Annotated in this window: 21 protein-coding genes and 3 tRNA genes; 14 read left to right on the forward strand and 10 right to left on the reverse strand. The window is 71.4% G+C overall.

Annotated features, from left to right (window positions below):
• Positions 1-116 precede the first annotated feature (116 nt).
• The 4 genes from purD to AMK22_RS19275 all read left to right on the forward strand — a co-directional run bounded on the left by purD (position 117) and on the right by AMK22_RS19275 (position 7,110).
• The gene (gene purD, locus AMK22_RS19260; protein WP_073786622.1) at positions 117-1,367 is read left to right on the forward strand and encodes a phosphoribosylamine--glycine ligase; all 1,251 of its coding nucleotides are present in this window, start codon (positions 117-119) and stop codon (positions 1,365-1,367) included.
• 624 nt (positions 1,368-1,991) lie between these two features.
• Positions 1,992-3,887: a hypothetical protein gene (locus AMK22_RS19265; RefSeq protein ID WP_073786624.1), complete on the forward strand. Its 1,896-nt coding sequence runs from the start codon at positions 1,992-1,994 to the stop codon at positions 3,885-3,887.
• A 648-nt stretch (positions 3,888-4,535) separates the two neighbouring features.
• The gene (locus AMK22_RS19270) at positions 4,536-5,996 is read left to right on the forward strand and encodes a N,N-dimethylformamidase beta subunit family domain-containing protein (protein WP_073786626.1); all 1,461 of its coding nucleotides are present in this window, start codon (positions 4,536-4,538) and stop codon (positions 5,994-5,996) included.
• A gap of 199 nt (positions 5,997-6,195) precedes the next feature.
• Positions 6,196-7,110, forward strand: coding sequence for a phosphoribosylaminoimidazolesuccinocarboxamide synthase (locus AMK22_RS19275; protein ID WP_073786628.1), 915 nt, complete (start codon positions 6,196-6,198; stop codon positions 7,108-7,110).
• Between the two features lie 133 nt (positions 7,111-7,243).
• Here AMK22_RS19275 and AMK22_RS19280 read toward each other — a convergent pair.
• The 8 genes from AMK22_RS19280 to AMK22_RS19315 all read right to left on the reverse strand — a co-directional run bounded on the left by AMK22_RS19280 (position 7,244) and on the right by AMK22_RS19315 (position 12,526).
• A tRNA-Gly gene (locus AMK22_RS19280) sits at positions 7,244-7,316 on the reverse strand.
• Positions 7,317-7,338: 22 nt separating this feature from the next.
• Complete coding sequence (locus AMK22_RS19285) at positions 7,339-7,950, reverse strand: response regulator transcription factor (RefSeq protein ID WP_073786630.1); 612 nt, start codon at positions 7,948-7,950, stop codon at positions 7,339-7,341.
• Entirely contained in the window at positions 7,947-9,404 is a 1,458-nt protein-coding gene (locus tag AMK22_RS19290) for a sensor histidine kinase (RefSeq protein WP_079186271.1), read from the reverse strand. Before AMK22_RS19290 ends, AMK22_RS19285 begins: the two co-directional genes overlap by 4 nt.
• A 39-nt stretch (positions 9,405-9,443) precedes the next feature.
• Positions 9,444-10,319 carry an ABC transporter permease gene (locus tag AMK22_RS19295; protein ID WP_079186272.1) on the reverse strand — a complete coding sequence of 292 codons (876 nt, stop codon included), beginning with the start codon at positions 10,317-10,319 and terminating at the stop codon, positions 9,444-9,446.
• Positions 10,316-11,494: an ABC transporter ATP-binding protein gene (locus tag AMK22_RS19300; RefSeq protein WP_242434046.1), complete on the reverse strand. Its 1,179-nt coding sequence runs from the start codon at positions 11,492-11,494 to the stop codon at positions 10,316-10,318. The genes AMK22_RS19295 and AMK22_RS19300 overlap by 4 nt, the downstream gene beginning before the upstream one ends.
• Before the next feature lie 175 nt (positions 11,495-11,669).
• A tRNA-Gly gene (locus AMK22_RS19305) sits at positions 11,670-11,742 on the reverse strand.
• A 97-nt stretch (positions 11,743-11,839) separates the two neighbouring features.
• Positions 11,840-11,911, reverse strand: a tRNA-Gly gene (locus AMK22_RS19310).
• Between the two features lie 279 nt (positions 11,912-12,190).
• Positions 12,191-12,526 (reverse strand): histone-like nucleoid-structuring protein Lsr2, encoded by a 336-nt coding sequence (locus tag AMK22_RS19315; RefSeq protein WP_079186273.1) that lies wholly within the window; start codon positions 12,524-12,526, stop codon positions 12,191-12,193.
• Between the two features lie 431 nt (positions 12,527-12,957).
• On the opposite strand from AMK22_RS19315, the gene purS reads away from it, so the two are divergent.
• The 8 genes from purS (at position 12,958) to purM (ending at position 21,702) form a co-directional block, all read left to right on the forward strand.
• The gene (purS, locus tag AMK22_RS19320; protein WP_037695153.1) at positions 12,958-13,218 is read left to right on the forward strand and encodes a phosphoribosylformylglycinamidine synthase subunit PurS; all 261 of its coding nucleotides are present in this window, start codon (positions 12,958-12,960) and stop codon (positions 13,216-13,218) included.
• Positions 13,215-13,946 (forward strand): phosphoribosylformylglycinamidine synthase subunit PurQ, encoded by a 732-nt coding sequence (gene purQ / locus AMK22_RS19325; protein ID WP_073786636.1) that lies wholly within the window; start codon positions 13,215-13,217, stop codon positions 13,944-13,946. The genes purS and purQ overlap by 4 nt, the downstream gene beginning before the upstream one ends.
• Positions 13,943-16,192 carry a phosphoribosylformylglycinamidine synthase subunit PurL gene (purL, locus tag AMK22_RS19330; protein ID WP_073786638.1) on the forward strand — a complete coding sequence of 750 codons (2,250 nt, stop codon included), beginning with the start codon at positions 13,943-13,945 and terminating at the stop codon, positions 16,190-16,192. The genes purQ and purL overlap by 4 nt, the downstream gene beginning before the upstream one ends.
• A gap of 170 nt (positions 16,193-16,362) precedes the next feature.
• Entirely contained in the window at positions 16,363-17,001 is a 639-nt protein-coding gene (locus tag AMK22_RS19335; RefSeq protein WP_073786640.1) for a TetR/AcrR family transcriptional regulator, read from the forward strand.
• A gap of 128 nt (positions 17,002-17,129) precedes the next feature.
• On the forward strand, positions 17,130-17,930 hold the full coding sequence (locus tag AMK22_RS19340; protein WP_073786642.1) for a maleylpyruvate isomerase family mycothiol-dependent enzyme: 801 nt from the start codon (positions 17,130-17,132) through the stop codon (positions 17,928-17,930).
• A gap of 85 nt (positions 17,931-18,015) precedes the next feature.
• Positions 18,016-18,501, forward strand: coding sequence for an META domain-containing protein (locus AMK22_RS19345; protein WP_079186274.1), 486 nt, complete (start codon positions 18,016-18,018; stop codon positions 18,499-18,501).
• Between the two features lie 541 nt (positions 18,502-19,042).
• Entirely contained in the window at positions 19,043-20,569 is a 1,527-nt protein-coding gene (gene purF, locus AMK22_RS19350; RefSeq protein WP_073786646.1) for an amidophosphoribosyltransferase, read from the forward strand.
• Positions 20,570-20,628: 59 nt separating this feature from the next.
• Positions 20,629-21,702, forward strand: coding sequence for a phosphoribosylformylglycinamidine cyclo-ligase (gene purM / locus AMK22_RS19355; RefSeq protein WP_073786648.1), 1,074 nt, complete (start codon positions 20,629-20,631; stop codon positions 21,700-21,702).
• 190 nt (positions 21,703-21,892) lie between these two features.
• On the opposite strand, the gene AMK22_RS19360 is transcribed toward purM, so the two are convergent.
• Both AMK22_RS19360 and AMK22_RS19365 read right to left on the reverse strand, forming a co-directional pair.
• Positions 21,893-22,147, reverse strand: a complete 255-nt coding sequence (locus tag AMK22_RS19360) for a DUF3073 domain-containing protein (RefSeq protein ID WP_073786650.1) — start codon at positions 22,145-22,147, stop codon at positions 21,893-21,895.
• 350 nt (positions 22,148-22,497) lie between these two features.
• On the reverse strand, positions 22,498-23,589 hold the full coding sequence (locus AMK22_RS19365; RefSeq protein ID WP_073786652.1) for a Leu/Phe/Val dehydrogenase: 1,092 nt from the start codon (positions 23,587-23,589) through the stop codon (positions 22,498-22,500).
• A gap of 175 nt (positions 23,590-23,764) precedes the next feature.
• Here AMK22_RS19365 and AMK22_RS19370 point away from each other — a divergent pair, with 175 nt between their 5' ends.
• Both AMK22_RS19370 and bldC read left to right on the forward strand, forming a co-directional pair.
• Positions 23,765-24,610 (forward strand): hypothetical protein, encoded by an 846-nt coding sequence (locus AMK22_RS19370; RefSeq protein WP_073786654.1) that lies wholly within the window; start codon positions 23,765-23,767, stop codon positions 24,608-24,610.
• 525 nt (positions 24,611-25,135) lie between these two features.
• Positions 25,136-25,342: a developmental transcriptional regulator BldC gene (gene bldC / locus AMK22_RS19375; protein ID WP_003949541.1), complete on the forward strand. Its 207-nt coding sequence runs from the start codon at positions 25,136-25,138 to the stop codon at positions 25,340-25,342.
• The last annotated feature ends 336 nt before the right edge of the window (positions 25,343-25,678 follow it).

Below are 25,678 nucleotides of genomic sequence, written 5' to 3' on the forward strand. Positions count from 1 at the left end.
AGCTCGCGGGCGAGCAGGGGAGTGCGCGGGCGGCCCGCTTCGCGCCGCGTCCCCCGGTGTGTCCACGGAGCGGCGCCCGTCAAGGCCGCCGTGCCCCGGCGGCTAGGCTGCATTCCGTGAAGGTCCTCGTCATCGGCGGCGGCGCCCGCGAACACGCCCTGTGCCGCTCTCTCTCCCTCGACTCCGACGTCACCGCTCTGTACTGCGCTCCCGGCAACGCCGGTATCGCGGAGGTGGCCGAACTCCACCCGGTCGACATCCTCGACGGTGACGCCGTCGCGCGTCTCGCCACTGACCTGGGCGCCGATCTGGTGGTCGTCGGCCCGGAGGCGCCGCTCGTCGCCGGTGTCGCCGACGCCGTGCGCGCCGCGGCCATTCCCTGCTTCGGCCCCTCCGGCGAGGCGGCCCGGCTGGAGGGCTCCAAGGCGTTCGCCAAGGACGTGATGGCCTCGGCGGGCGTGCCGACGGCACGCAGCTACGTCTGCACCAACCCCGCCGAGATCGACGCCGCCCTCGATGCCTTCGGCGCTCCGTACGTCGTCAAGGACGACGGTCTCGCCGCCGGCAAGGGCGTCGTCGTCACCGAGGACATCGAGGCGGCCCGCGCCCACGCCGTGGCCTGTGACCGCGTCGTCGTCGAGGAGTTCCTCGACGGCCCCGAGGTCAGCCTGTTCGCGATCACGGACGGCACCACCGTGCTGCCGCTCCGCCCCGCGCAGGACTTCAAGCGCGCTCTGGACGGCGACGAGGGTCCGAACACCGGCGGCATGGGCGCGTACTCCCCGCTCCCCTGGGCCGACCCCAAGCTGGTCGACGAGGTCGTGGAGTCGGTGCTCCAGCCGACCGTCGACGAGCTCCGCCGCCGTGGCACCCCGTTCTCCGGACTGCTGTACGCGGGCCTCGCGATCACCTCGCGCGGCGTGCGCGTGATCGAGTTCAACGCCCGCTTCGGCGACCCCGAGACCCAGGTGGTCCTGGCCCGCCTGAAGACTCCGCTGGCCGCCGTGCTGCTGGCCGCCGCCAACGGCACCCTCGACGAACTGCCGCCGCTCAACTGGCGCGACGACGCCGCCGTCACCGTCGTCATCGCCTCGCACAACTACCCGGGCACGCCGCGCACGGGGGACCCGATCGAAGGGCTCGAAGACGTGGCGGCGCAGGATGCCCCGGACGCGTACGTCCTGCACGCCGGTACCCGGCGGGACGGCGACGCGATCGTCAGCGCAGGCGGCCGGGTGCTGTCCGTGACGGCGACCGGCAAGGACCTCGCGGCCGCCCGTGAGCGCGCTTACGCGGCGGTGGCCCGGATCCGGCTCGACGGCGCGCAGTTCCGTACGGACATCGCCCGGAAGGCCGCAGAGGCCTGAGCCGGGGCGCCCGGGGCCGACGGAGGCCCGGGGCGGCTGTTGCCGGGGCCCGTGCAGGTCACCGGAGGCCCGTACGGGCACCAGAGGCTCGGACGGCCACCGAGGACCCCGCACGGGCCGCCGATGCGCGGTCGGTACGGCCGCCCGTGCGGTCGGTACGGGCACTGCCCGCGCGTCGGCGCCCGTGCATCGGTGCCCGTACCGGCACACCGGCTCGCCCGCATCCGATTCCCGGTCTCGGCCCTCGGCCTCCGCCCGTGTCCTCTTCCTTCGGCTCTGGCCTCCCGCCCCCGCCCCCGTTCCCCTCGTCTCCGTTCCCTTCGTCCCCGACCGTCGTCCGTTCCGGCGTCTCCGACCGCCGGCTCCGGTCCGACCGCGTCGCAGCCCTCTCTTTTCGGCCACTGGCGCATCACTGCCAAAGCTGGCAGTCCGCTAGCACCTTTGCCCAAAGCCATTCCATCGAGTGACGGCTGAGCCATACGGCTGACGCCTGACGACACCCCAACTAGGGTGCGGCGCAGGCGTTCCGGCACTTGGCCCACTGACATTGCGATGTCAGTGACGGGTGCCACAGTGGGGGAGTGACCAACACCGCTGCGGGGGCAGAGGGGGTGACGTCCGGCCGTGTCCGGTATCGGTGCAAGTGAGGAGCCGGGTGCGCAGAGTGCGCGGGCCCGGGCTCTCGCTCTGCTGCGCATCCGCAACAGAGCCACCGCGGCAGCCATCCTTCCGGCCGCCGTGGCCGTCGTGCTGCTCGTCGCGGGCGCGCAGGGCCATGCCGTCGGCAGCGGATGGGACGTGGCCCGTTGGACCGTCACCGCCGGCGCGGTCGTCGTGCTGCTGGTCGCCGCGGGGGTCGCCGTCGCGGTCGTACGGGCGAGGCCGGCGGTCAGCCCGACCGTGCCGCTCGCCGAGGAGGCTGCCCCCGACCTCTACCGCCTGGTCAGGGAACTCGCCGACCGGCTGGGGGTTCCCGCGCCCTCGGCGATAGCTCTCACCCCCGACTGCGACAGCTGGCTGGAGGACCGCACCCACCCCTCGGCACAGCCCCCGTCCCGCCCCGACGCGGATCGGGAGGGGCGTTCCGCGCCCGGGAAGGGGCAGTCCGCGATCCGGAGGGGGCATTCCGGGACGCGGTCCGACGACGGCCGTGACCGCCCCGCGTCCCGGGCTCGCCGGGCCCGGACGGCCCCCGTGCTGGTCATCGGCTCGCCGTTCCTGTGGTGGATGAGGATCGCGGAGCTGCGGGCGGTGCTCGCCCCGGTCGTTGCGGGCACGGGCCCCTCGGCGCACCCCGACATAGCGGCGGCGCGCCGGTTCGTCAGAGGGCTCGACGGGGTGGTCGCGGATGCCGCCGTACCGGTGCCCGGGCCGCTGTCCACGGTGCGGAGGGCGCCCCGGGTCTTCGTCGGCTGGATCGCACGGCTGCTGCTGCGCAGCTGTCGCGGCCACGCCGCGGAGATGGAACGGGGCGTCGCCGCCGCCGCGTCCGTCCGTGCACAGGGTGTGGACTACGGCCTGCGGATCGTCGCCCAGGAGCAGGTCGGCCTCGCCTACGCGGGCTGGGACCGGTTGCTCACGCGGGTCGCGCTGCCGGCGTGGGAGATGGGCCGCTGGCCCTCCGGGCTGGACGCCGGGGTGGTGTCCGCCCTCACCGAGCTGTCCCGGCGCGACCGGCTCGCCGACGACTTCGCCTCACGGCTCGGTGAGCGCCCCGCCTGCGACCTCCTGGAGGAGCCGGGCGCGGCCGACGAGGCCACGTCCCTGCTGGCGGCCCGGCTGTTCCACGGCGGCCCGGCAGAGTCCGGCCCCGGCTGGTCGCCGGTCGACTGGCAGCAGTACCCGGAAGAGGTGGTCGACCGGAAGTGGCGCATCGAAGCGGCCCGTCTGCACCGTGTCCTCGACGCCCTCGACTCGACGCGCACGGCGTCCGCGCCCGCCCACCAGCCCGAGAACGTCCCGGCCCCCGACTGCGCCCCGGTCGCGGTCCACGTGCCCGGTTCCGCTCCCGGCCGGGCCGCTCTCCCCGCCGACGCGGGGGTGCCCACGCTGGCTCGTGTCGTCGAGTATCTGGCGGGACGGGGCGACGACGGGGAGGCGCTCGCGGCGGGCATCAGCGCCGCGGTGGCCCGTGAGGCGGCAGCCGCCCGCCGCCGCTCTTCGCCCGAGGGCGCGCCGACGGCGCAGGGCACCCATGGCGCCCTCGACGTGGGCGGGGACGTCCTGGGGTTCTGGGGGCCCGTACCCCTCCCGATCTTCCCGCTCCTGCCGCACCGGACGGGTACGGAGCTGCTCGCCGACCACGTCGCGGCGATGGTCTGCTGCGCGGCTGTCGACACGGCCGGCGCGACCCCGGGCCTCGACTGGCTCGACGGCCCGGCCCTGCTGGTCGACGGCGAGCGCCGGGCGGACCTGGGCGGGCCGGTCCTCAGCCTGGTCGAGGACGGGGACGCGGGACCACTGCGTTCCTGGCTCGCCTCGGTCGGTGTGCGGACCGACAAGCCCGTCCGTCTCGTCTGAGTGGACTCGTCCCCGAGTGGACTCGTCCCCGAGCGGACTCGTCCTCAAGTCGATTCGTCGCCGAAGCCGAGCCGTCCGAACTTTTGAGCGTCGAGTGACTGTCCGGCTGCCCGAGCCCGGTGGACCTGCGGCTTCGGTGGGACCGTGCGCCGAGGCCCCGCCCCTACCACGGGCCTCTGTGCTGGGCGGTTTCACCGCATCACCACCCGGCGCAGAGACATCAGCGGCATCGGAAGCATCGTGCCCGGGTGTGTCGATGGCTCGATATTCGGAAGGGAACGTTCCGTTCACGTCAATTCGCGACGAACGGTGATGGAGTGCATGCGTTATGTGATGTGCTGTGGATCGACGCTGACATCGGCGCGTCACTGTTGGTGCGTCGATGACGCACGGCCGAAAGCGATCAAGGTTGACGATCACCGGCGGACGACGGACAGCGAACGGCGAACGGCGGTCGGTGCGTGGGCCAACGGTCACGGGCCGGCGGTCGGGCGCCCGTCGGCGGCGCCCAGCGGCGGAGGCGTCGGCAGCGGCCGGCGGGCGGCGGTCATCGACGGAGGCCGTCGGCGGTGGTCGCCGGACGGTACGGCGACGGTCGGCCATCGAAAGTCCCACTGTTGTCGCGGGGGACCGAGGGAGGGAAGCGGTATGGGGGCGGAGCAGATTCGTCGATGGGAGTCGGGTGCCCTGGCGCACGCCGTCTCCGATCCTTTCGGCCAGGGGCCCCTGCCCTGGCTGCGCGACAGTGAGAACTACTTCGACGACACCGGGCACATGGTCCCCTGGTACGCGGACCCCACCCTGACCCGCTCCTCCGACGGCGGCACGCGCACGGCCGACGACGTGCACCGCCAGATCAAGGGTTTCGTCTCCACGGGCGCCGCCGCCCCCGGCGAGGCGATCGACTTCCACATCACCGTGGACCCGCCCCAGCAGTTCTCCGTGGACATCTACCGCATCGGCCACTACGGCGGCGACGGCGCCGCCAAGATCACCACGAGCCCCCGGCTCTCCGGCATCGTCCAGCCCGCGCCGCTCATCGCCGATCGCACGGTCTCCTGCCACCACTGGTGGCAGTCGTGGCGGCTGCAGATCCCCACGTACTGGTCGATCGGCGCGTACGTCGCCGTGCTCACCACGGCCGACGGACACCGTTCCCACATCCCGTTCACGATCCGCGACGACCGTCCGGCCGATCTGCTGCTGGTTCTCCCGGACGTCACCTGGCAGGCGTACAACCTCTACCCGGAGGACGGCCGCACCGGCGCCAGCCTGTACCACGCGTGGGACGAGCAGGGCCGTCTCCTGGGAGAGGAGGACGCCGCCGTCACCGTCTCCTTCGACCGTCCCTACGCGGGTGCGGGCCTGCCGCTCCACGTCGGGCACGCCTACGACTTCATCCGCTGGGCCGAGCGGTACGGCTACGACGTCGCGTACGCCGACACCCGCGACCTGCACGCGGGCCGGGTCGACCCGAGCCGTTACCGGGGGCTGGTCTTCCCCGGCCACGACGAGTACTGGTCGGTGCCCATGCGCCGTACCGTCGAGGACGCCCGCGACGGCGGTACCTCGCTCGTCTTCCTCTCCGCCAACACCATGTACTGGCAGGTCTGCCTCTCCCCGTCCCCGTCCGGCGTCCCGGACCGGCTGCTCACCTGCCGCAAGCGCCAGGGGCCGGGAAGACCCGCGCTCTGGCGCGAGATCGACCGGCCCGAGCAGCATCTCCTCGGCATCCAGTACGCGGGCCGGGTGCCCGACCCCCACCCCCTCGTCGTACGGAACGCCGAGCACTGGCTGTGGGAGGCGACGGGCGCCCGGGAGGGGGACGAGGTCGACGGTCTGGTCGCGGGCGAGGCCGACCGCTACTTCCCGCGCACCGCGCTCCCCGACCACGACAACCGCATCCTGCTCGCCCACTCCCCGTACCAGGACGGCGAAGGGGTCACCCGGCACCAGGAGACCTCCCTGTACCGGGCCCCGTCCGGCGCGCTCGTCTTCGCCTCCGGCACGTTCGCCTGGTCCCCGGCACTGGACCGCCCCGGTCACGTGGATCCCCGTATCCAGCGCGCCACGGCCAATCTCCTGGACCGGATCTGCAAACGGGACTGAGCGAACGGACCGAGCGGACGGGACACGGCGGGCGGGACTGGACGGGGGGACTGGACAGGGCCGGACGGACGGGACCGGACGACGGGGGTGCCCCACCTGCCCCACCTGTCCTGCGTGCCCCGCATGCCCCCGCTCCACCCCACCGCCCCCGATACGGGAGAATCGGAACGACTCCTGGATCAACCTACGCGGAGGCAGCGTGTCCGGATTCGTAGAAAAGCCCGAGCCCGTGCAGGTCCCGGGGCTCACCCACCTCCACACCGGCAAGGTGCGCGATCTGTACCGGAACGCGGCGGGCGACCTCGTCATGGTCGCCAGCGACCGCCTCTCCGCGTACGACTGGGTCCTGCCCACCGAGATCCCGGACAAGGGCCGCGTCCTCACCCGGCTCTCCCTCTGGTGGTTCGACCAGCTCGCCGACCTCGTCCCCAACCACGTGCTGTCCACCGAGCTGCCCGCCGGGGCCCCCGCCGACTGGGAGGGCCGCACGCTGATCTGCACGTCGCTGCGGATGGTCCCGGTCGAGTGCGTCGCCCGCGGCTACCTCACCGGCTCCGGTCTCGTCGAGTACAACGAGTCCCGTACGGTCTGCGGCCTCGCCCTCCCCGAGGGCCTCGTCGACGGCTCCGAACTCCCCGCGCCGATCTTCACGCCCGCCACCAAGGCGGCCGTCGGCGACCACGACGAGAACGTGAGCTACGAGGAGGTGGCCCGGCAGGTCGGCGCGGAGACCGCCGCCCAGCTGCGCCGCGCCACGCTGGACGTGTACGGCAGGGCCCGCGACATCGCGCGTGACCGCGGGATCATCCTCGCCGACACGAAGTTCGAGTTCGGCTTCGCGCCCACCGCCGACGGCGGCGAGGAACTGATCATCGCGGACGAGGTGCTGACTCCGGACTCCTCCCGCTTCTGGCCCGCCGCCGACTGGGAGCCGGGCAGGCCCCAGCCCAGTTACGACAAGCAGTTCGTCCGTGACTGGCTGACCTCGCCGGCCTCCGGCTGGGACCGCAGGAGCGAGCAGCCGCCCCCGGCGCTGCCCCAGGAGATCGTGGACGCGACCCGGGCGAAGTACCTGGAGGCGTACGAACTCCTCACCGGCATGCCCTGGAAGTGAGCAGCCGGGTACCCGGTCACCGGCCGGGTACCCGCACCGGCGTACCGGGGACCCCGCTCCGGACGCCGGGCGGAAACCCGCGCCCGAACGCCAAGAAGCCCCGGCCTCCCGGCCGGGGCTTCTTGTTCAACGGAGCGGACGACCAGGTTCGAACTGGCGACCTCAACCTTGGCAAGGTTGCGCTCTACCAACTGAGCTACGTCCGCAAGCGCCGAAGCGCGAGCACCACTATACCCATCCCCGCTCGCGTGCGAGACGCACGGCCGCATGACGGTTCTCCGCGCCGAGCTTCGAGACGGCCGCAGAGAGGTAGTTCCGTACCGTCCCCTGGGACAGCGAGGCCCGTTCGGCGATCTCCGCGACCGGCGCCCCGTCGGCCGCCAGCTCCAGCACCTCGGCCTCGCGCGTGCTGAGCGGCGAGTCCCCGGCGGAGATGGCGTCGGCCGCCAACTCCGGGTCCACGTAACGGTTTCCGGCATATACGGTGCGGATGATGCCGGCCAGCTGCCGGGCGCTGACGGTCTTCGGCACGAAGGCCCGGACGCCCGCCGCGAGCGCTCGTTTCAGATGTCCCGGCCGCCCGTGACTCGTCACGATCATCGTGCGGCAGCCGGGCAGTTCGGCCCGCAGGGATGTGGCGACACTCACACCGTCGGCGCCCGGCATCTGAAGATCGAGGACCGCCACGTCGGGGCGATGGGCCCGCGCCATGGCCAGGGCCTCCGGACCGGTGGCCGCCTCCGCGACCACCACGAGGTCGTCCTCCAGGGCGAGCAGCGCGGCCAGGGCGCCCCGGATCAGATGCTCGTCGTCCGCGAGCAGCACCCGTACGGCCGTCATCGTCGTTCCTTTGCAAGGTCCGGTGCCGCGCTCATGCCCACGCCCACGCCCATGCCCATGCCCGTGCCCGGGTCCCGGGAAGGCGGAAGGGCGGACGAAGCCGGAGAGTCGGTGGGAGCGGAAAGGGCGGAGGGAGGGGAGGGAGCAGCCGGGGCGGAAGAGGCGGGAACGGTGGGAACGGTGGGAGAGGAAAGGGTGGTGGGAGAGGCAGGAGCGGCGGTACGCGACGGGAGCGGAATCCGCGCCGTCAGCCGGAAAACCCCGCTCCCCGCCGGGCCCGCGTCCAGCGACCCGTCGAGTTCCCGGAGCCGTTCCCGCAGCCCGGCCAGCCCGGAGCCGCCCGCCCCGTCGGTGGGGCCGCCCGCCGGCCCGGCCGAGGGTGGTGCCCCGTCGTTCTCCACCTCCAGCACCGCGGCGTCCGACGCCGTCCGCAGCCGGATGGTGCAGTGCCGAGGGTCCCCGTGCCGCAGCACATTGGTCGCCGCCTCCCGGACGACCCAGCCCAGCGCCGACCGTACGGGCGCGGGCAGTTCGGCGCCCGCGCCCCCCGCGACCTCGCACTCGATCCCGGCGGCCCTCAACACCCCCTGGGCGCCGGCCAGTTCCGTGACCAGATCCGCCTCCCGGTAGCCGCGCACGACATCCCGCACCTCCTGCTGGGAGCTGCGTGCGATGCGCATCACCTCGACCATCTGGTCCACGGCCGCAGGCTTGCCGCGCTGCGCCAGTTCCACCGCCAGCTCGCTCTTCAGCGCGATCACGGCGAGGTTCCGGCCCAGGACGTCGTGCATGTCCCGGCCGAACCGCAGCCGCTCCTCGGCGACCGCCAGCCGCGCCTGCAGGTCCCGGGCCTCCTCGGCCTGCCACATCACGCTCATGCTCCAGACGCTCGGTCGTACGCAGATCAGTACCAGCAGTGCCCCGAAGAGCGTCGCCGGAGCCATCCCGGCCAGCGTGCCGCCCCGCACGCCGACCGCGGCGAACACGCCGACGTTCAGCAGGGCGAGGGCGAGCGACTGGAGCAGGAAGGTGCGAACCGGGACCAGCAGGACCTGCGTGATCACGAACGGCATCGGGACGTTCATGACCGTCAGGACCAGCCCTCCCGTCCCGATCGCGTCCAGACCGACCAGCGTCGCCAGGATGCCCAGATTCAGCAGCATCAGCGCCAGGGGCGCCGACTGCCGCCGCAGGGGGAAGGAGGCGGTCCCGAGGTAGCACAGATACGAGGGCCGGACATTCCGGTTGCTCAGCAGGCACTGCACGAGGCTCAGCAGCAGGAACGTGGCTCCGAGCGCGGTCGGCAGCGGCGTGCGGCGGAGATCCGCGCCGAAGGGCACGATCCCCCACGACAAGGTGAACAGCCAGGGGATCGCCGAGATGGTCACCCGCGAATACAGGTCGATCCGTTCCAGTTTGCTGCGTTCCCGCCAGCTGCGTCGCCAGTCCCACATACCCGCCCCCACGGCCGTCCTCCGCCGGTGAATCCTCGGTCAGCGTCGGGGCTCCCAACGGAACCACCGCTGCACAGCAAACACGGCGAAAACGGTCCAGGCCAGTGCGACGAGCCCGGCCGTGAGCAGGTCGGACCCGTCGGACCCGCCCAGCCAGCCCGCCCGCACGAGGGTCATCACGCCGGTCATCGGCAGCAGCTCGCACACGGACGCCACCCGGTCCGGCAGGACCTCCAGCGGTACGAAGAGCCCCGAGCCGATCATCGAGACGAGGAACAGCGGCAGGGTGGTGATCTGCGAGGTCTGCACCGTCCGGGTCGCGACGGAGGTGACGGCGGCCAGGGCGGCCAGCAGTACCGACCCCGACAACAGGCCCGCGAGGAACAGGTCCGGCCGTTCCGGCGCCCCGACATCGAAGGCCGCGGCACCGGCCAGCACCACCAGCACGGTCTGCGCCAGAGCCAGCGCGACCGACGGCAGCGCCGTCCCGGTGAGGATCTCCCAGTCGGCGACCTCGCCCGTGCGCAGCCGCTTCAGGACCAGGTCCTCGCGCCGTGCGACGTACGCGGAGACCAGGTTCATGTACACCACCTGCATCAGCACCATGCCGATGCCGCCGGTGAGCGCCATCCCGGTGACGGTCAGGCCGGTCCCGCCCAGGTCGATCCGCTCCAGCGTCGTCTTCATCGCCAGAACCATCGCCAGGGGCACCAGCAGTGCGACGAAGACCGCCGTCCGGTTCCGGGCCAGCAGGACGAGCTCGGCGTGCCCGAGTGCCCGCAGCCGCCCCGCCGTCGTCGTGCGCCGCCCGGCCGCCGGGGTGTGCTCTCCGGCCGTCGTCGTGCGCCGCCCGGCCGCCGGGGCGCTGCGCCCGGGTGCTGTCGTACGTCGTTCGTCCGTCGTCGCGCCGGTCATGCGGCAGCCGCCTTCCGTGTCTCGGGGTCCGACGTCCAGGGGTCCTCCGGCCCGGAGGCCGACACGCTGTGCGCGATGTCGAGGAACGCCTCTTCGAGCGAGGCCGACCGGGCGTCGAGCCCGTGCAGCGAAACGTCCGACTCCCGGGCCCAGAGCAGCAGTTCGGTGAGCGATTCCGGCAAGGCGTGGGTGCGGATCTCGATCCTGCGCCCGTCGGCCGCCGCCCGCAGCGACAGCGGGAGCCGGGCCGCCTGCACGTCCTCGGGCAGTTCGAAACGGATGCGGGCGGGGCGGGAGGCCGTCACCTCGGCGGGCGTGCCGGCCGTCACGATCCGGCCCCGGTGCATGATCGCCAGCCGGTCGGCGAGGCTTTCCGCCTCCTCCAGATAGTGCGTGGTCAGCAGGACGGTGGTGCCGCCGTCGCGCAGTTCCCGTACCAACTCCCAGGTCTCGCGCCGCCCCTCGGCGTCGAGTCCCGTGGTCGGCTCGTCCAGGAACAGCACCTCGGGCCGGCCGAGCAGCGCCAGCGCGAGGTCCAGGCGGCGCCGTTCGCCGCCGGAGAGCTGCTTGACCCGTACGCGCGCCCGGTGGGCGAGCCCGACGAGGTCCAGCGCCTCTCCCGTCGGCCGGGCGCCGCTGGTGCAGCCCGCCCACATCCGCAGGGTCTCGGTGACGGTCAGCTCGGACGGGAAGCCGCCCTCCTGGAGCATCACCCCGATCCGCGGCCGGACGGCGGCGCGCTCGCGGTACGGGTCGTGGCCGAGCACACGTACGGTGCCGCCGTCGGGAGCCGCCAGCCCCTCCAGAAGTTCGACGGTGGACGTCTTCCCGGCGCCGTTCGTGCCGAGCAGGGCGAAGAGCTCGCCGCGCCCGACCGAGAAGGAGACGCCGGCGACGGCCTCGAAGTCGTCGGCGTAGCGCCGCCGCACCCCGCTCGCCTCGATCACGGAGTCGGGCGCCGCGGCACCGGCCGCGGACGTCACGCCGGCACTGGTCGCGGCACCGCTCGCCGAAGCGGTCGCACCACCGGTGGCGGCCCCGGCGGCCGAGCGGGATGTGATGCCCGCCACGGCGTCGTTCGTCGCGGTGATGTCCGCTCCGGAGCCGCCCGCGTGGTCGCCGGCACCCGCGCGGGCGTCGGCCTCGCGGTCTCTCCTCGTACCTACAGGCTTCATGCCTACAGGCTTCCGCAGGTCCATCGCCGCGAGCAGTGCGAGCTGTCATCACTGGTCATGACAAACGTCATGGCGCTGCCGGGACTGGACGCCCGTACCGGAATCGGGTGCTTCTTGAAAGAGATCACGAAGAAGGCCCCGGTCGAAATCGACTGGGGCCTTCATTCCTATCAAGAGCGGACGACGAGATTCGAACTCGCGACCCTCACCTTGGCAAGGTGATGCTCTACCAACTGAGCCACGTCCGCATTGCTTCCGCCATTGTACTCCTCATGAGAAGTACTTCTGGACGGTGCGAGCACTACCCTACCTGATCCACCGCAATGGTCGGTAGGAGTGATGCAGAGCGGGTGACAGGAATTGCACACTGCGCCTTCCCCCTGGAAGGGGGATGTTCTACTACTGAACTACACCCGCACGCTGCTTGGGGTTTGGCTTTTCGGCCTTGCCCTTCGGCGTGCTCCAGACTTTAGCCGACCTGCGGGGGTGCAGCGCAAGTCGGTGGCCGCGAGGGCTCGTCGGAACGGCCCCGCGGGGTCGTTCCGACGGTCGCACGGGGCGGGTCCGGCGACCATTGGTCCGTCCGACCCCGGCGTTCGACCGGGCCGTGAGACCGGGCCGTGCGACCGGCCGCCGTGGGCCCCGGCTTCCCGGTCGGCCGGTCGCCCGGACGCCTCGACCGGCCGACCGGGTTTCTCAACCGGCCGCGCGGAACGCCTCGTAGACCTTCTTGGGGATCCGGCCGCGGGCCGGCACCTCCATCCGGTGCGAGCGGGCCCAGGCGCGGACGGCCGCCGGGTCGGGTTCGAGCGAGGTGTGCCGGTACGACACGGGCTTCCTGCCGCGCTTGCCAGCATTTGTCTGCTTCCGGCCCGCCGACACGTACGGCGCCAGGGCCTTGCGCAGTTTCTTCGCGTTGGAAGCATTGAGGTCGATCTCGTACGACTTCCCGTCCAGGGCGAAGGTGACCGTTTCCGTCGCCGCGCCCCCGTCGATGTCGTCGAAGAGCGTGACCACTACGCGCTGAGCCACGGATATCGGTCCTTTCCTACGGCGTCGGCGCGTTTGGCGTGCGCCGATGTCGGCCTTCCGGCCGTCGGGCGGATGTGAGCCCTTCGGGCGGATACGCGTCGACCGGTATCGCCGGTATCGACCGCTCGGCCGACCGGTGTCGACTGTTCGGGAGGCAATGCTGCATTCCCTGGTAATCATTTGTACAGCGGTCGGCGCCGCATTGTGAAGTCGGGCTAATTCTCTCCGCGTGTCACACTTCTATGTGTGTCTTCGGTGAGGAATCTTTTCGCAGATTTTTCCTCGGGTGTTGTCGTGACCGATATCCCGTCGTGATCGGGCGCTCAGGCATCTACTCGCGTAGAATTTCGGGCCAGGTACGCTGAGGGAAGCTGCGGGGGTCAGGGGAGCCCCCCGGAGAACCAGTCGCACCACACCACACGGGAGTGCCAGTGGCACGCGTCGTAGTCGACGTCATGCTCAAGCCCGAGATCCTCGACCCGCAGGGACAGGCGGTGCAGCGCGCACTGCCCCGTCTCGGCTTCGAGGGAATCGCGGACGTACGTCAGGGAAAGCGTTTCGAGCTGGAGGTCGAGGGGCCGGTCGACGACGCCGCCCTCGGTCGCATTCATGAGATGGCCGAGACATTCCTCGCCAACACCGTCATCGAGGACTTCACCGTGAAGGTGGAGAAGGCCGAGGAGTCCAAGTGACTTCCCGTCCGTCTCCCACCACCCGTGAGGGAGGCCCTTCGGGCCGCAGTAACACCCGAATCGGAGTCGTCACCTTTCCCGGCACGCTCGACGACCAGGACAGCCTGAGGGCCGTACGCGTCGCGGGCGCCGAACCCGTGTCGCTGTGGCACCGCGACAAGGACCTGCACCAGGTCGATGCGGTCATCCTGGCCGGTGGTTTCTCCTACGGCGACTATCTGCGGGCCGGTGCGATCTCGCGCTTCTCGCCCGTCATGGAGACGATCATCGAGCAGGCCCGTGCGGGGATGCCGGTGCTCGGCATCTGCAACGGTTTCCAGATCCTGACCGAGGCGCACCTGCTGCCCGGCGCGATGCTGCGGAACAACCACCTGCACTTCATCTGCCGCGACCAGAAGCTCCGCGTCGAGAACGCGGAGACCGCCTGGACCTCGGACTACGAGGCGGGCCAGGAGATCTCCGTACCGCTCAAGAACATGGACGGTCGGTACGTCGCCGACGAGCGCGTGCTCGACGAGCTGGAGGCGGAGGGCCGGGTCGCCTTCCGTTACCTGGGCATGAACCCGAACGGCTCGCTGCGCGACATCGCGGGCATCACCAACGCCGAGGGCAACGTCGTCGGCCTGATGCCGCACCCCGAGCACGCCGTCGAGCCGCTGATCGGAACCGGCCGCACCGACGGCCTCGGTTTCTTCACCTCGATCATCAAGAAGCTGGTCAACGCATGAGCCTGGATACGGTCAAGCACGCGGCCGGGACCCCGGACGTCGAGCAGCCCTGGAAGGAGCTCGGCCTCAAGGAGGACGAGTACGCCCGGATCCGCGAGATCCTGGGCCGCCGTCCCACCGGCGCCGAGCTCGCCATGTACTCCGTGATGTGGTCCGAGCACTGCTCGTACAAGAGCAGCAAGGTCCACCTCAAGCAGTTCGGCGAGAAGGCCCCCGCCAACGACGCGATGCTCGTCGGCATCGGCGAGAACGCCGGTGTGGTCGACGTCGGCCAGGGATACGCGGTCACCTTCAAGGTCGAGTCGCACAACCACCCCTCGTACATCGAGCCCTACCAGGGCGCGGCGACCGGCGTCGGCGGCATCGTCCGCGACATCCTCGCCATGGGTGCCCGCCCGGTCGCGGTCGTCGACCCGCTGCGCTTCGGCGCCGCGGACCACCCCGACACCAAGCGCGTCCTGCCGGGCGTCGTCGCGGGCATCGGTGGCTACGGCAACTGCCTCGGCCTGCCGAACATCGGCGGCGAGGTCGTCTTCGACGCCTGCTACCAGGGCAACCCGCTGGTCAACGCCGGCTGCATCGGCGTGATGAAGCACGAGGACATCCACCTGGCCAAGGCGTCCGGCCCCGGCAACAAGGTGATCCTCTACGGCGCCCGCACCGGCGGCGACGGCATCGGCGGCGTCTCGGTGCTGGCCTCGGAGACCTTCGACGACACGAAGCCTGCCAAGCGTCCCGCCGTCCAGGTCGGCGACCCGTTCCAGGAGAAGCTCCTCATCGAGTGCACCCTGGAGGTCTTCCAGGAGAAGCTCGTCGCGGGCATCCAGGACCTCGGCGGCGCCGGGCTCTCCTGCGCCACGTCCGAGCTGGCCTCCGCCGGCTCCGGCGGCATGCGCGTCGAGCTGGACACCGTGCCGCTGCGCGACTCCTCGCTCTCGCCCGAGGAGATCCTCATGAGCGAGTCGCAGGAGCGCATGTGCGCGATCGTCGAGCCGCGGCACGTCGACCGCTTCATGGAGATCTGCGAGAAGTGGGACGTCATCGCCACCGTCATCGGTGAGGTGACCGAGGGCGAGCGCCTGGAGATCTTCTGGCACGGCGAGCAGATCGTGGACGTCCCGCCGCGTTCGGTGGCCCACGAGGGCCCGACGTACCACCGCCCGTACGCCCGCCCGTCCTGGCAGGACGCGCTCCAGGCGGACGACGCGGGCGGGCTGGCCCGTCCGGCGGACGGCGCCGAGCTGCGCGAGCAGGTCCTCAAGCTGGTCGCGCACCCGAACCAGGCGTCGAAGTCCTGGATCACCGACCAGTACGACCGGTTCGTGCAGGGCAACACCGTGCTCGCGATGCCCGAGGACGCCGGCATCGTCCGGATCGACGAGAAGTCGAACCTGGGCGTGGCCATGGCGACCGACGGCAACGGCCGGTACGCCAAGCTCGACCCGTACACCGGCGCGCAGCTCGCGCTGGCGGAGGCGTACCGCAACGTCGCCGCCACCGGCGCCAAGCCGCTCGCCGTCTCGGACTGCCTGAACTTCGGCTCGCCCGAGGACCCGGACGTCATGTGGCAGTTCGCCGAGGCGACCCGCGGTCTCGCGGACGGCTGCCTGGCGCTGGGCACCCCGGTCACCGGCGGCAACGTGTCGCTGTACAACCAGACCGGCGAGACGGCGATCCACCCGACGCCGGTCGTCGCGGTGCTCGGTGTGATCGACGACGTCTCCCGGCGCACGCCGGTCGCGTTCGCGCAGGAGGGCCAGCTCCTCTACCTGCTGGGCGAGACGCGCGAGGAGTTCGGCGGCTCGGCGTGGTCCGAGGTCGTCCACGGCCACCTGGGCGGCCTGCCGCCCCAGGTCGACCTGGAGCGCGAGAAGCTGCTCGCCGAGATCCTGATCTCGGCCTCCCGCGACGGCATGATCGACGCGGCGCACGACCTCTCCGACGGCGGTCTGATCCAGGCGGTCACGGAGTCCTGTCTGCGCGGCGGGAACGGCGCCCGACTGGTCGTGCCGGATGGTCTGGACGCGTTCACGTTCCTCTTCTCCGAGTCGGCGGGACGCGCGATCGTCTCCGTGCCGCGCAGCGAGGAGCTCCGCTTCAACGACATGTGCGGGGCGCGCGGTCTGCCCGTCGCCCGGATCGGTGTCGTGGACGGCGACGAGATCGAGGTCCAGGGCGAGTTCGGCATCCCGCTGAGTGAGCTGCGCACCGCGCACGAGGAGACCATTCCGGGTCTGCTCGCCTGACGGCGGTCCGTTTCCGAGGGCTGCGGCCCCGCCCCGTCGCCGGGGGCGGGGCCGCAGCCCCGGTCCGTACGCGGGTGCGTACGAGTTCCGTACGTGCGGTGCGGGCAAGTAGAGATTTACCTGGGCAATAATTACTCTCGGTTTAACATTCATCCTGGTACAGTTACGGCATGACCGAGGGGATGAGCCTGCGGGAGCGCAAGAAGCTCCAGACGCGCCACCGTCTGCTGGCCGCGGCCACCGAACTCTTCGCCGAGCGCGGCTTCGACAAGGTGTCGGTCGCCGAGATCGCCGAGGCGGCCGAGGTGTCGAAGATGACGGTCTTCAACTACTTCGCGGGCAAGGAGGACCTGGTCCTCGCGCCGATGGCGGAACACATCGGCGACGTCGCGGGGGTGGTGCGGGACCGGGCCCTCGGCGCATCCGCCCTGTCCGCCGTGCGCGCGCAGTTCCTGGCCGCCATCGGGCGCCGCGATCCCTCGGTCGGCATGAGCGACGTGCCGATGGTGCTCGACATGCGTCGGCTGATCCAGGAGACGCCGGCCCTCCTGATCCGCGCGCACGCGCTCTCCCTGCGCTCCCACGAGCTGCTCGCCCACGTCCTGACCGAGGAGGGGGAGGAGCCGCCCATCGCCCGGATCGCGGCGGCCCAGCTGATCAGCACGCGCAACTCCCTCATCCACGCGAACCAACTGCGGCTGCTGGCGGGCGAACCGGCGGACGCGATCGCCGAGGAGGCCGTCGCGCTCGCGGAGCGGGGCTTCGACCTGCTCGCGCACGGTTTGGGCGCCTTCGCGATCCGGCGCTGAGACGGCCGCCGTTCCGGTCCGTCGCCCCTGCCCCGGCCCGTCGTCACCTGCCGTCCCTCCGCCGTCGGCGCCCGGGCCCGCGGGCCGTGGTCCTTCGTGCGCCGGTCGAGGGCCGTAGGCTCCCGGACATGCCGCCGTCCCAGAAACGTGCCCGCCGCTACGACCCGGCCCGGACCCGCGACGCGGTCCTGGCGCAGTTCGGCCATGTCCGGGAAGCCGTCCGCACCCTGACGCCCGAGCAGCTCGCGCTGCCGACCCGGCTCGGCGACTGGACCGTACGCGAACTCGCCGCCCACGTGGTCCTGGCGTTCTCGCAGGCCGCCCGGGAGCCGGAGCGGTCCGCACCCGCCGCCCCGAAACCCGCACCGACGCTCCTCGCCTGGCCGCTCACCACGGCCGGTCACGCCGAGCGGATCGCCGCCGGTACCAGGGCGCTCGCCGCCGAGCATCCCGACCTGGACGCCCTGTTCGGCGAGGCCGCCGGGCGGTTCGAGGAACGGGTGCCGCGCACGGGCGACGAACGGCTGCTGCCCACACCGGCCGGGGCGATGCGGCTGACGGACTTCCTCGTCACCCGTGCCGTCGAGCTCGTCGTGCACACCGACGACCTGAACGCGGCGACCGGCCTCGACATCCCGTACGACCGGCAGGCGCTCGCCGCCTGCACGCGGCTGCTCGCCGACGCCCTCGCGGAGAAGGCGCCGGGAGGCTCGGTCGAGGTGCGTGTCCCGCCCTTCGCCGTGGTCCAGTGCGTGCAGGGTCCCAAGCACACCCGCGGTACGCCGCCCAACGTCGTCGAGACCGATCCGCTCACCTGGATCAGGCTCGCCACCGGTCGTACGGAATGGGCGCACGCCCTCGACGAGGCGCGGGTGGCCGCGAGCGGCGAGCGGGCCGACCTCTCCGCCCTCCTGCCCCTGATGAGGTGAGGAGCCCGTTCCCCGGGACGACGGGCGGCGCGCGGGGTCCGCTCCTCGCCGGGAACCGGCCCGCCGCCCCGCCCGTCACAGGGCCATGCGCACTCGACGCACAGCCTCGGTGACCCTGGTCCTCCTCGCCGTCCTGGCCGCCTGCGGTACGCGGACGGGCAGCCCCTCCGACGACCGTGACGGCCCCGGGGCGGCGGGCGAGGGCGGCGCGACACGGACCGGCCCGCCCGTCACGGGTGTCCGGTGGAACGTGGACTCGGTGACGGTCGGGGGGAAACGGGCCGAGGTCCCGGACGGCGCCCACTTCACGATCGACACCAAGGGCGGCGCCGCGGGGAGTCTCGGCTGCAACCAGTTCCGCGCCCGCGCCGCCGTGTCCGGTTCCACGATCACGTTCGACGCCGTCGAGACGACCAAGATGGCGTGCCCCACGCCCCGGGCGAAGCTGGAACAGGCACTGCTGTCGATCCTGGACGGGCGGACGACGTACCGGGTCGACGAGCGCACCCTGACCCTCGCCTCGGAGAACGACGCGTCGCTCGGCGCCACGGCCCGGGAACCCGGCGAGTGATCCACGCGATGCGACGGGCCGGGAGGCGCCGGCCCCGGAACCGTCCGGTGCGGTGAACGCCGGTCCCGGAGCCCGTCGGCGCGGGACGCACCCGCCCCGGAACCCCTCGGCGCGGGAAGCACCCGCCCCGGAACTCCCGCCCCGGAACCGGCCGCCACGCGGGCCGACGGCCGCGGAGCGGTCCCGGACGCACCGGGATCCGACACGTCCGACCGCCTTGTGGTGTGAGCCTCGCCACGAAACGCGCGTTCGGCCGGATTCCGCGCCGGACCGTCGGCCGGTTCACCGAGCGCCACCATCCGCTTCCGGCGCACACCCGGCCCCGGTGGCCGGAAATCGCCGCTATTGCCGCGCTGATCCGCGCTGCCGCCGCCCTGTGGCCGATCCGCACCTCGTCCCGCGTACTCCTCATCAGGCCAGGTGCTCACTCCGAGTGACCGGTCGGTAGGGGCTCCGGACCACGTCCGGAAGCGCTTCCACGGTGGTCCGCCGCGGTATCCCGAATTCGGACCAGTGGTCGATCTCGCCTACACTCGGTGGCGTGCCTCGTGGTGATGGACGACTCAGCCACGACCTGCTCCCCGGAGAGAAGGGCCCCCAGGACGCATGCGGCGTCTTCGGTGTCTGGGCTCCCGGCGAAGAGGTCGCCAAGCTCACCTATTTCGGACTGTATGCCCTGCAGCACCGTGGACAGGAGTCCGCGGGCATCGCAGTGAGCAACGGGTCCCAGATCCTGGTCTTCAAGGACATGGGACTGGTCTCGCAGGTCTTCGACGAAACATCCCTGGGATCCCTCCGGGGCCATATCGCGGTCGGTCATGCCCGCTACTCCACGACCGGAGCCTCGGTCTGGGAGAACGCGCAGCCGACGTTCCGTGCCACCGCGCACGGCTCGATCGCCCTGGGACACAACGGCAACCTGGTCAACACGGCGCAGCTCGCCGAGATGGTCGCGGACCTTCCCCGCAAGGACGGCCGCGCCACCCAGGTCGCCGCGACCAACGACACCGACCTGGTGACCGCGCTGCTCGCCGGCCAGACCGATGACGACGGCAAGCCGCTCACCATCGAGCAGGCCGCCGCGAAGGTGCTCCCGGACGTCAAGGGCGCGTTCTCGCTCGTCTTCATGGACGAGCACACCCTCTACGCCGCCCGTGACCCGCAGGGCATCCGTCCGCTGGTCCTCGGCCGCCTGGAGCGCGGCTGGGTGGTGGCCTCCGAGACCGCCGCCCTCGACATCTGCGGCGCCAGCTTCGTCCGCGAGATCGAGCCGGGCGAACTCGTCGCCATCGACGAGAACGGACTGCGCACCTCGCGTTTCGCGGAAGCGAAGCCCAAGGGCTGCGTCTTCGAGTACGTCTACCTGGCCCGTCCCGACACCGACATCGCCGGGCGCAACGTCTACCTCTCCCGCGTGGAGATGGGCCGCAAGCTGGCCGCCGAGGCCCCGGTCGAGGCCGATCTGGTCATAGCGACCCCGGAGTCCGGCACCCCCGCCGCCATCGGCTACGCGGAGGCCAGCGGCATCCCCTTCGGCGCCGGTCTCGTGAAGAACGCCTACGTCGGACGGACCTTCATCCAGCCGTCGCAGACCATCCGCCAGCTGGGCATCCGCCTCAAGCTGAACCCGCTCAAGGAAGTCATCAAGGGCAAGCGTCTCGTCGTCGTCGACGACTCGATCGTCCGCGGCAACACCCAGCGCGCCCTGGTCCGGATGCTCCGCGAGGCGGGCGCCGCCGAGATCCACATCCGGATCTCGTCCCCGCCGGTCAAGTGGCCCTGCTTCTTCGGCATCGACTTCGCGACCCGTGCCGAGCTGATCGCCAACGGGATGACGGTCGAGGAGATCGGCGCGTCGATGGGCGCGGACTCGCTCGCGTACATCTCCCTCGACGCAATGGTGGAGGCGACGACGATCGCCAAGCCGAACCTGTGCCGCGCCTGCTTCGACGGTGAGTACCCGATGGAGCTGCCGGACCCGGAACTGCTCGGCAAGCAACTGCTGGAGACCGAGCTGGCGGCAGGCCCTGCGGCGACCGCCGCGTCCGACGCCCTGCGTCGTCCGTGACGGCCGGTCGTACCCCCTGGCCCACCAGCCCCGTATCTCCACACGAAAGATCCCACGCCATGTCTGAGACAACAGGTGCTTCCTACGCGGCAGCGGGCGTCGACATCGAGGCCGGCGACCGCGCCGTCGAGCTGATGAAGGAGTGGGTGAAGAAGACCCGCCGTCCCGAGGTCGAGGGCCTCGGCGGCCTCGGCGGGTTCGCCGGCCTCTTCGACGCCTCCGCCCTCAAGCGCTACGAGCGTCCGCTGCTCGCCTCCGCCACCGACGGCGTCGGCACCAAGGTCGACCTCGCCCGCAAGACGGGCGTGTACGACACCATCGGCCGCGACCTCGTCGGCATGGTCGTCGACGACCTGGTCGTCTGCGGAGCCGAGCCGCTCTTCATGACCGACTACATCTGCGTCGGCAAGGTGTACCCCGAGCGGGTCGCGGCGATCGTGAAGGGCATCGCCGAGGGCTGTGTCCTCGCGGGCTGCACCCTGGTCGGCGGCGAGACCGCCGAGCACCCCGGACTGCTGGGCCCGGACGACTTCGACGTCGCGGGCGCCGGTACGGGCGTGGTCGAGGCCGACCGGCTGCTCGGACCGGATCGCATCCGCAAGGGTGACGTGGTGATCGCCATGGCGTCGTCCGGTCTTCACTCCAACGGGTACTCGCTCGTCCGGCACGTGTTCTTCGACCGGGCCGGCTGGGCGCTGGACCGCGAGGTCGAGGAGTTCGGCCGCAGCCTCGGCGAGGAGCTCCTGGAGCCCACCCGGATCTACTCGCTGGACTGCCTGGCCCTCACCCGCACGACCGAGGTGCACGGCTTCAGCCACGTCACCGGCGGCGGCCTGGCCAACAACCTGGCCCGGGTCGTCCCCGACCACCTGCACGCCCGGGTGGACCGCTCCACCTGGACGCCGGGCGCGGTCTTCGACCTGGTCGGCAGCCTCGGCCGGGTCGAGCGGCTGGAGCTGGAGAAGACGCTGAACATGGGCGTCGGCATGATCGCCGTCGTCCCCGCCGAATCCGTCGACGTGGCCCTGACCACACTGGCCGACCGCGGGGTCGACTCCTGGGTCGCGGGCGAGATCGTCGAACGCGGTGAGCACACCTCCGGCGCGGAGCTGGTGGGTGACTACGCAGCGTAGTGCGGGAGCGGGCCGGTGACCGGGGCCACCTGGTCACCCGGGCGGCCGTCGCGCCCATGGCCGCCGGGTCCCGGCAACCGCCGAACCGGCGATTCCCGGATCGGCGGTCACCGAACCGGCGGTCTCCGGATCGGGGTAGCACAGAACCCGGTCCGGGAAACCCGGACCGGGTTGATGTGTCAGCGCGAGGTCAAGCGCCGCGGCGCTTTGACGCAGGACCGGACTTGTCGTCCTCGTCCTCGTCCTCGTCATCGGTGTTGTACAGATCCGCGTACCGCGCGTACGGGTCGTCTTCCTCGTCCTCGAACGGCTCCGCGTTCGGTGGCTGACTTGAAGACGATGCGCCCAGCTCATTGGCCAGACGCGACAGGTCAGTCCCGCCGGTGCTGTACTTCAGCTGGCGGGCGACCTTTGTCTGCTTGGCCTTTGCCCGGCCGCGCCCCATGGCTCGACCCCCTCGGTGACGGGGCTCGACGGCCCCAGAGTCTTGACACGCGTTCATGTTTCAGGACGGACTCTCATCCGAGAGACCGTGCCCGTAGGGCTTTAACGGTACCTGCTTCCGCGGCCATACGGTACGCCGCCCGTATCGAGCGCCCCGGAAGAGGACCTGCGAGAAGCCCCGTCCTCGCTGGTCAACTGCGATTTTAACCTCTTCCTGGCATGCGACCCGCCGACCGGCGAGAGAAGTCTCACGCCGGCCGACGGATCGCAGGCCGCAGGACGCCGCGTCATGCCCTCGTCACGCCTCGTCACCTCGTGTCGGGCTCTGCCGCCCCACGCCGTTCCCGGTCGTCAGGCGCGGCGCGCCTCGGCCATCCGCTGCTCGGCGATCCGGTCGGCCGCGGCGGCCGGCGGAATGCCGTCCGCCTTCGCACGTGCGAATATGGCGAGCGTGGTGTCGAAGATCTTCGACGCCTTGGCCTTGCACCGGTCGAAGTCGAAGCCGTGCAGTTCGTCCGCGACCTGGATCACTCCGCCCGCGTTCACCACGTAGTCGGGTGCGTACAGGATCGACCGGTCCGCGAGGTCCTTCTCCACGCCGGGGTGCGCGAGCTGGTTGTTGGCCGCGCCGCACACCACCTTGGCGGTGAGCACGGGCACGGAGTCGTCGTTCAGCGCGCCGCCGAGCGCGCACGGGGCGTAGATGTCCAGGCCCTCGGTGCGGATCAGCGCCTCGGTGTCCGCGGCGACGGCCACCTCGGGGTGCTTGTCGGTGATACGGCGCACGGATTCCTCGCGCACGTCCGTGATCACGACCTCGGCACCGTCCGACAGCAGGTGCTCGACCAGGTGGTGACCGACCTTGCCGACTCCGGCGACCGCTACTTTTCGGCCACGGAGCGTCGGGTCGCCCCAGAGATGCTGCGCGGAGGCCCGCATGCCCTGGAAAACACCGAACGCGGTGAGCACCGAGGAGTCGCCGGCGCCGCCGTTCTCGGGGGAGCGGCCGGTGGTCCAGCGGCACTCGCGGGCGACGACGTCCATGTCGGAGACGTAGGTGCCGACGTCGCAGGCGGTCACGTACCGGCCGCCGAGCGAGGCCACGAACCGGCCGTAGGCCAGCAGCAGTTCCTCGGACTTGATCCGTTCGGGATCGCCGATGATCACGGCCTTGCCGCCGCCGTGGTCGAGACCGGCCATGGCGTTCTTGTAGGACATGCCGCGCGACAGGTTCAGCGCGTCCGCGACGGCCTCCTTCTCGGAGGCGTACGGATAGAAGCGGGTACCGCCGAGGGCCGGGCCCAGGGCGGTGGAGTGGATGGCGATCACGGCCTTGAGGCCGCTGGCACGGTCCTGGCAGAGCACGACTTGTTCGTGGCCCCCCTGGTCCGAGTGGAACAGGGTGTGCAGTACGTCGACAGGCGCGCCGGTCACATCGGTCACTGTGGTGACTCCCAAGTACGAAGCGGCGGAGGACCCTCCTGAAGGTGGGGAGGGCCGTGGACCGGCCGGCAGGCGGGTCCGACTGGGCAAGAGCGTAAGTCCTACGCGTAGGTAGATCAGGTCCGGTGCCGAGGATCACCCCCTGGAGGAGTACGGGCATGACACGATCTACGGCATGTCGGTGGTGTCCTCGGTGCTCGTCCCGTACGCGTCCTACCTCCGGGTGTACGAACCGCTCGCCGCCTTCCCGGAGCCCGAGCGGAGCCACTGGGCCCGCTACGCCGGGCGCGCCCGTATCCCCACGGCCCAGGACGAACTGCGCCGTTCGCTCGCGGACTTGGTGGCCACGCCGCCGGTCGGGGTGCCGGCGCACGAGAGCGCGGACGCGTTCGTCGCCGAGGCGGACGGCGTGGTGTGCGTCTGCCCGTGGCGGACCAGGCTGCGCGGCTGGCTGGCCCTGGGGGAGCTGGCGGACCTGTTCCCGGAGCCGGTGCTGGACGCGGTGCTGCCGCCGGTGGTGCGCGGACAGGCGGTCGCGGACCACGAGCGGTGGGCGGAGCGCAACCCGGATGCCAGGCCCTGGATCCTGACCGCGCTGTGGCAGGTGCCGGTGCGCTGGTTCGTGCTCTTCTCCGACGAGGAGCGGGAGTACGCGGCGGCGGGCAAGGGCGGCGAGCCGCCGGTGCTGCGCTACCGGACGCCGATGGTCCAGGCCCGGCGTCGGCTGGCCAGGGCGCTGCGGACCCTGCGCGAGACCGTGGACGAGGGGCCGCTGACCGAGGGCCTCGTGGAGGTGGGGCGCTGGCTGGAGGAGTTCCATCCGCGGGCGCTGGTGGAGCTGGACTACGCGGGGCTGGTGCATGCCCTGCCGGCGGAACGGCTCGCCGCGGACCACTCGGCCGCCGACGTGGCCGAGGGGGTGGAGGCGCTGCGGGCCGGTGACACCGATCGGGCGAGCGAGGCGTACGGGAGGCTGGCGGAACGCTGGCGGGCCGTAAGAGATCGTCAATTCGCGAACTGAATGCGACCTTGCCGCGTCTGAACCTTTGTGGCGTGTGACACGTGGGGATGAAGAGGCGGGACAATACCTCAAAGGCTGGTGGGACCTACGTCCTGAACCGGGCCTTTTTCTCAAGCGTGATGGATTGCACTAACTGGGCCCTTGCGCCCTTCCCTACCCCTCGTGCCAAAATAGGACAAGGAGTCCGGGGAGGGCTCCTTCCGCCCAACTGGGGGTGGATCGCTCTGCATTGCACGCTATGGGGGGTCTGGTGACTCCTGATCGCTCTGTGACTGATCGTCACGGTGGCGTGACTGTCCGCTATGGCATGGTCCATCGGCTTCCGTCGCTGATGAACACCTGGGAGGGCAATTCCATCGGTTTGGCCGACGCGGCTGGACGGATGGTGTAGTTGTAGTGCCGAGGACAAGCCGTTCGTCCTATAACCGACTCGGCCCGCGTCTGCCATTTCGGGCAACACGGGTCAAGGTGCAGAATTTAGAGGAAAGAACCGAGATTGGTTCGGTTCTCCCGAGGAGGCCGCTCATGACCGCTCGCACCCCTGATGCCGAGCCGCTGCTGACCCCGGCTGAGGTCGCCACGATGTTCCGCGTGGACCCGAAGACGGTTACCCGCTGGGCGAAAGCGGGGAAGCTCACGTCCATCCGCACGCTCGGTGGACATCGCCGCTACCGCGAGGCAGAGGTCCGCGCACTGCTGGCGGGTATTCCGCAGCAGCGCAGCGAGGCCTGACACGCCCCCTGCCGTCGCGTCACAACCGGGCTCCCGGGTCCCCCAGCCCGTACAGACCCGCCTATGGCTCCACATGACGGGCGCCCGCCCCAACGGGCGCCATACCTGTGCAATACGGGTACGTCGTTCGATCGCGCTGGACTCCGCCGGGTCCGGCGCGATCTCTTTTTGTGCTCCGCCGCCTCGGGAGAGGCCCCTTCGGGCTTCTCCCGAGGCGGCGTCGTGCGCTCTGCCCGTGCCGCTCCCGGGGTTCCCGGGTCTCGGAACCGCGCGGGCCCGGAGTTCTGGAGTCCCGTGAATCCTGAGGCGCCGGCCGTTGTGCCGGTGCCGGATCGC

It is taken from the genome of Streptomyces sp. CB01580, assembly GCF_001905795.1.
Lineage (GTDB): Bacteria > Actinomycetota > Actinomycetes > Streptomycetales > Streptomycetaceae > Streptomyces.

Excerpts from the sequence above, each read along its gene's own strand:
- AMK22_RS19270 (WP_073786626.1), top strand. The coding sequence starts at position 4,536 with ATGGGGGCGGAGCAGATTCGTCGATGGGAGTCGGGTGCCCTGGCGCAC.
- AMK22_RS19285 (WP_073786630.1), bottom strand. The coding sequence starts at position 7,950 with ATGACGGCCGTACGGGTGCTGCTCGCGGACGACGAGCATCTGATCCGG.
- AMK22_RS19290 (WP_079186271.1), bottom strand. The coding sequence starts at position 9,404 with ATGTGGGACTGGCGACGCAGCTGGCGGGAACGCAGCAAACTGGAACGG.
- AMK22_RS19295 (WP_079186272.1), bottom strand. The coding sequence starts at position 10,319 with ATGACCGGCGCGACGACGGACGAACGACGTACGACAGCACCCGGGCGC.
- AMK22_RS19300 (WP_242434046.1), bottom strand. The coding sequence starts at position 11,494 with ATGAAGCCTGTAGGTACGAGGAGAGACCGCGAGGCCGACGCCCGCGCG.
- purL (WP_073786638.1), top strand. The coding sequence starts at position 13,943 with ATGAGCCTGGATACGGTCAAGCACGCGGCCGGGACCCCGGACGTCGAG.
- AMK22_RS19335 (WP_073786640.1), top strand. The coding sequence starts at position 16,363 with ATGACCGAGGGGATGAGCCTGCGGGAGCGCAAGAAGCTCCAGACGCGC.
- AMK22_RS19340 (WP_073786642.1), top strand. The coding sequence starts at position 17,130 with ATGCCGCCGTCCCAGAAACGTGCCCGCCGCTACGACCCGGCCCGGACC.
- AMK22_RS19345 (WP_079186274.1), top strand. The coding sequence starts at position 18,016 with ATGCGCACTCGACGCACAGCCTCGGTGACCCTGGTCCTCCTCGCCGTC.
- purM (WP_073786648.1), top strand. The coding sequence starts at position 20,629 with ATGTCTGAGACAACAGGTGCTTCCTACGCGGCAGCGGGCGTCGACATC.
- AMK22_RS19360 (WP_073786650.1), bottom strand. The coding sequence starts at position 22,147 with ATGGGGCGCGGCCGGGCAAAGGCCAAGCAGACAAAGGTCGCCCGCCAG.
- AMK22_RS19370 (WP_073786654.1), top strand. The coding sequence starts at position 23,765 with ATGTCGGTGGTGTCCTCGGTGCTCGTCCCGTACGCGTCCTACCTCCGG.
- bldC (WP_003949541.1), top strand. The coding sequence starts at position 25,136 with ATGACCGCTCGCACCCCTGATGCCGAGCCGCTGCTGACCCCGGCTGAG.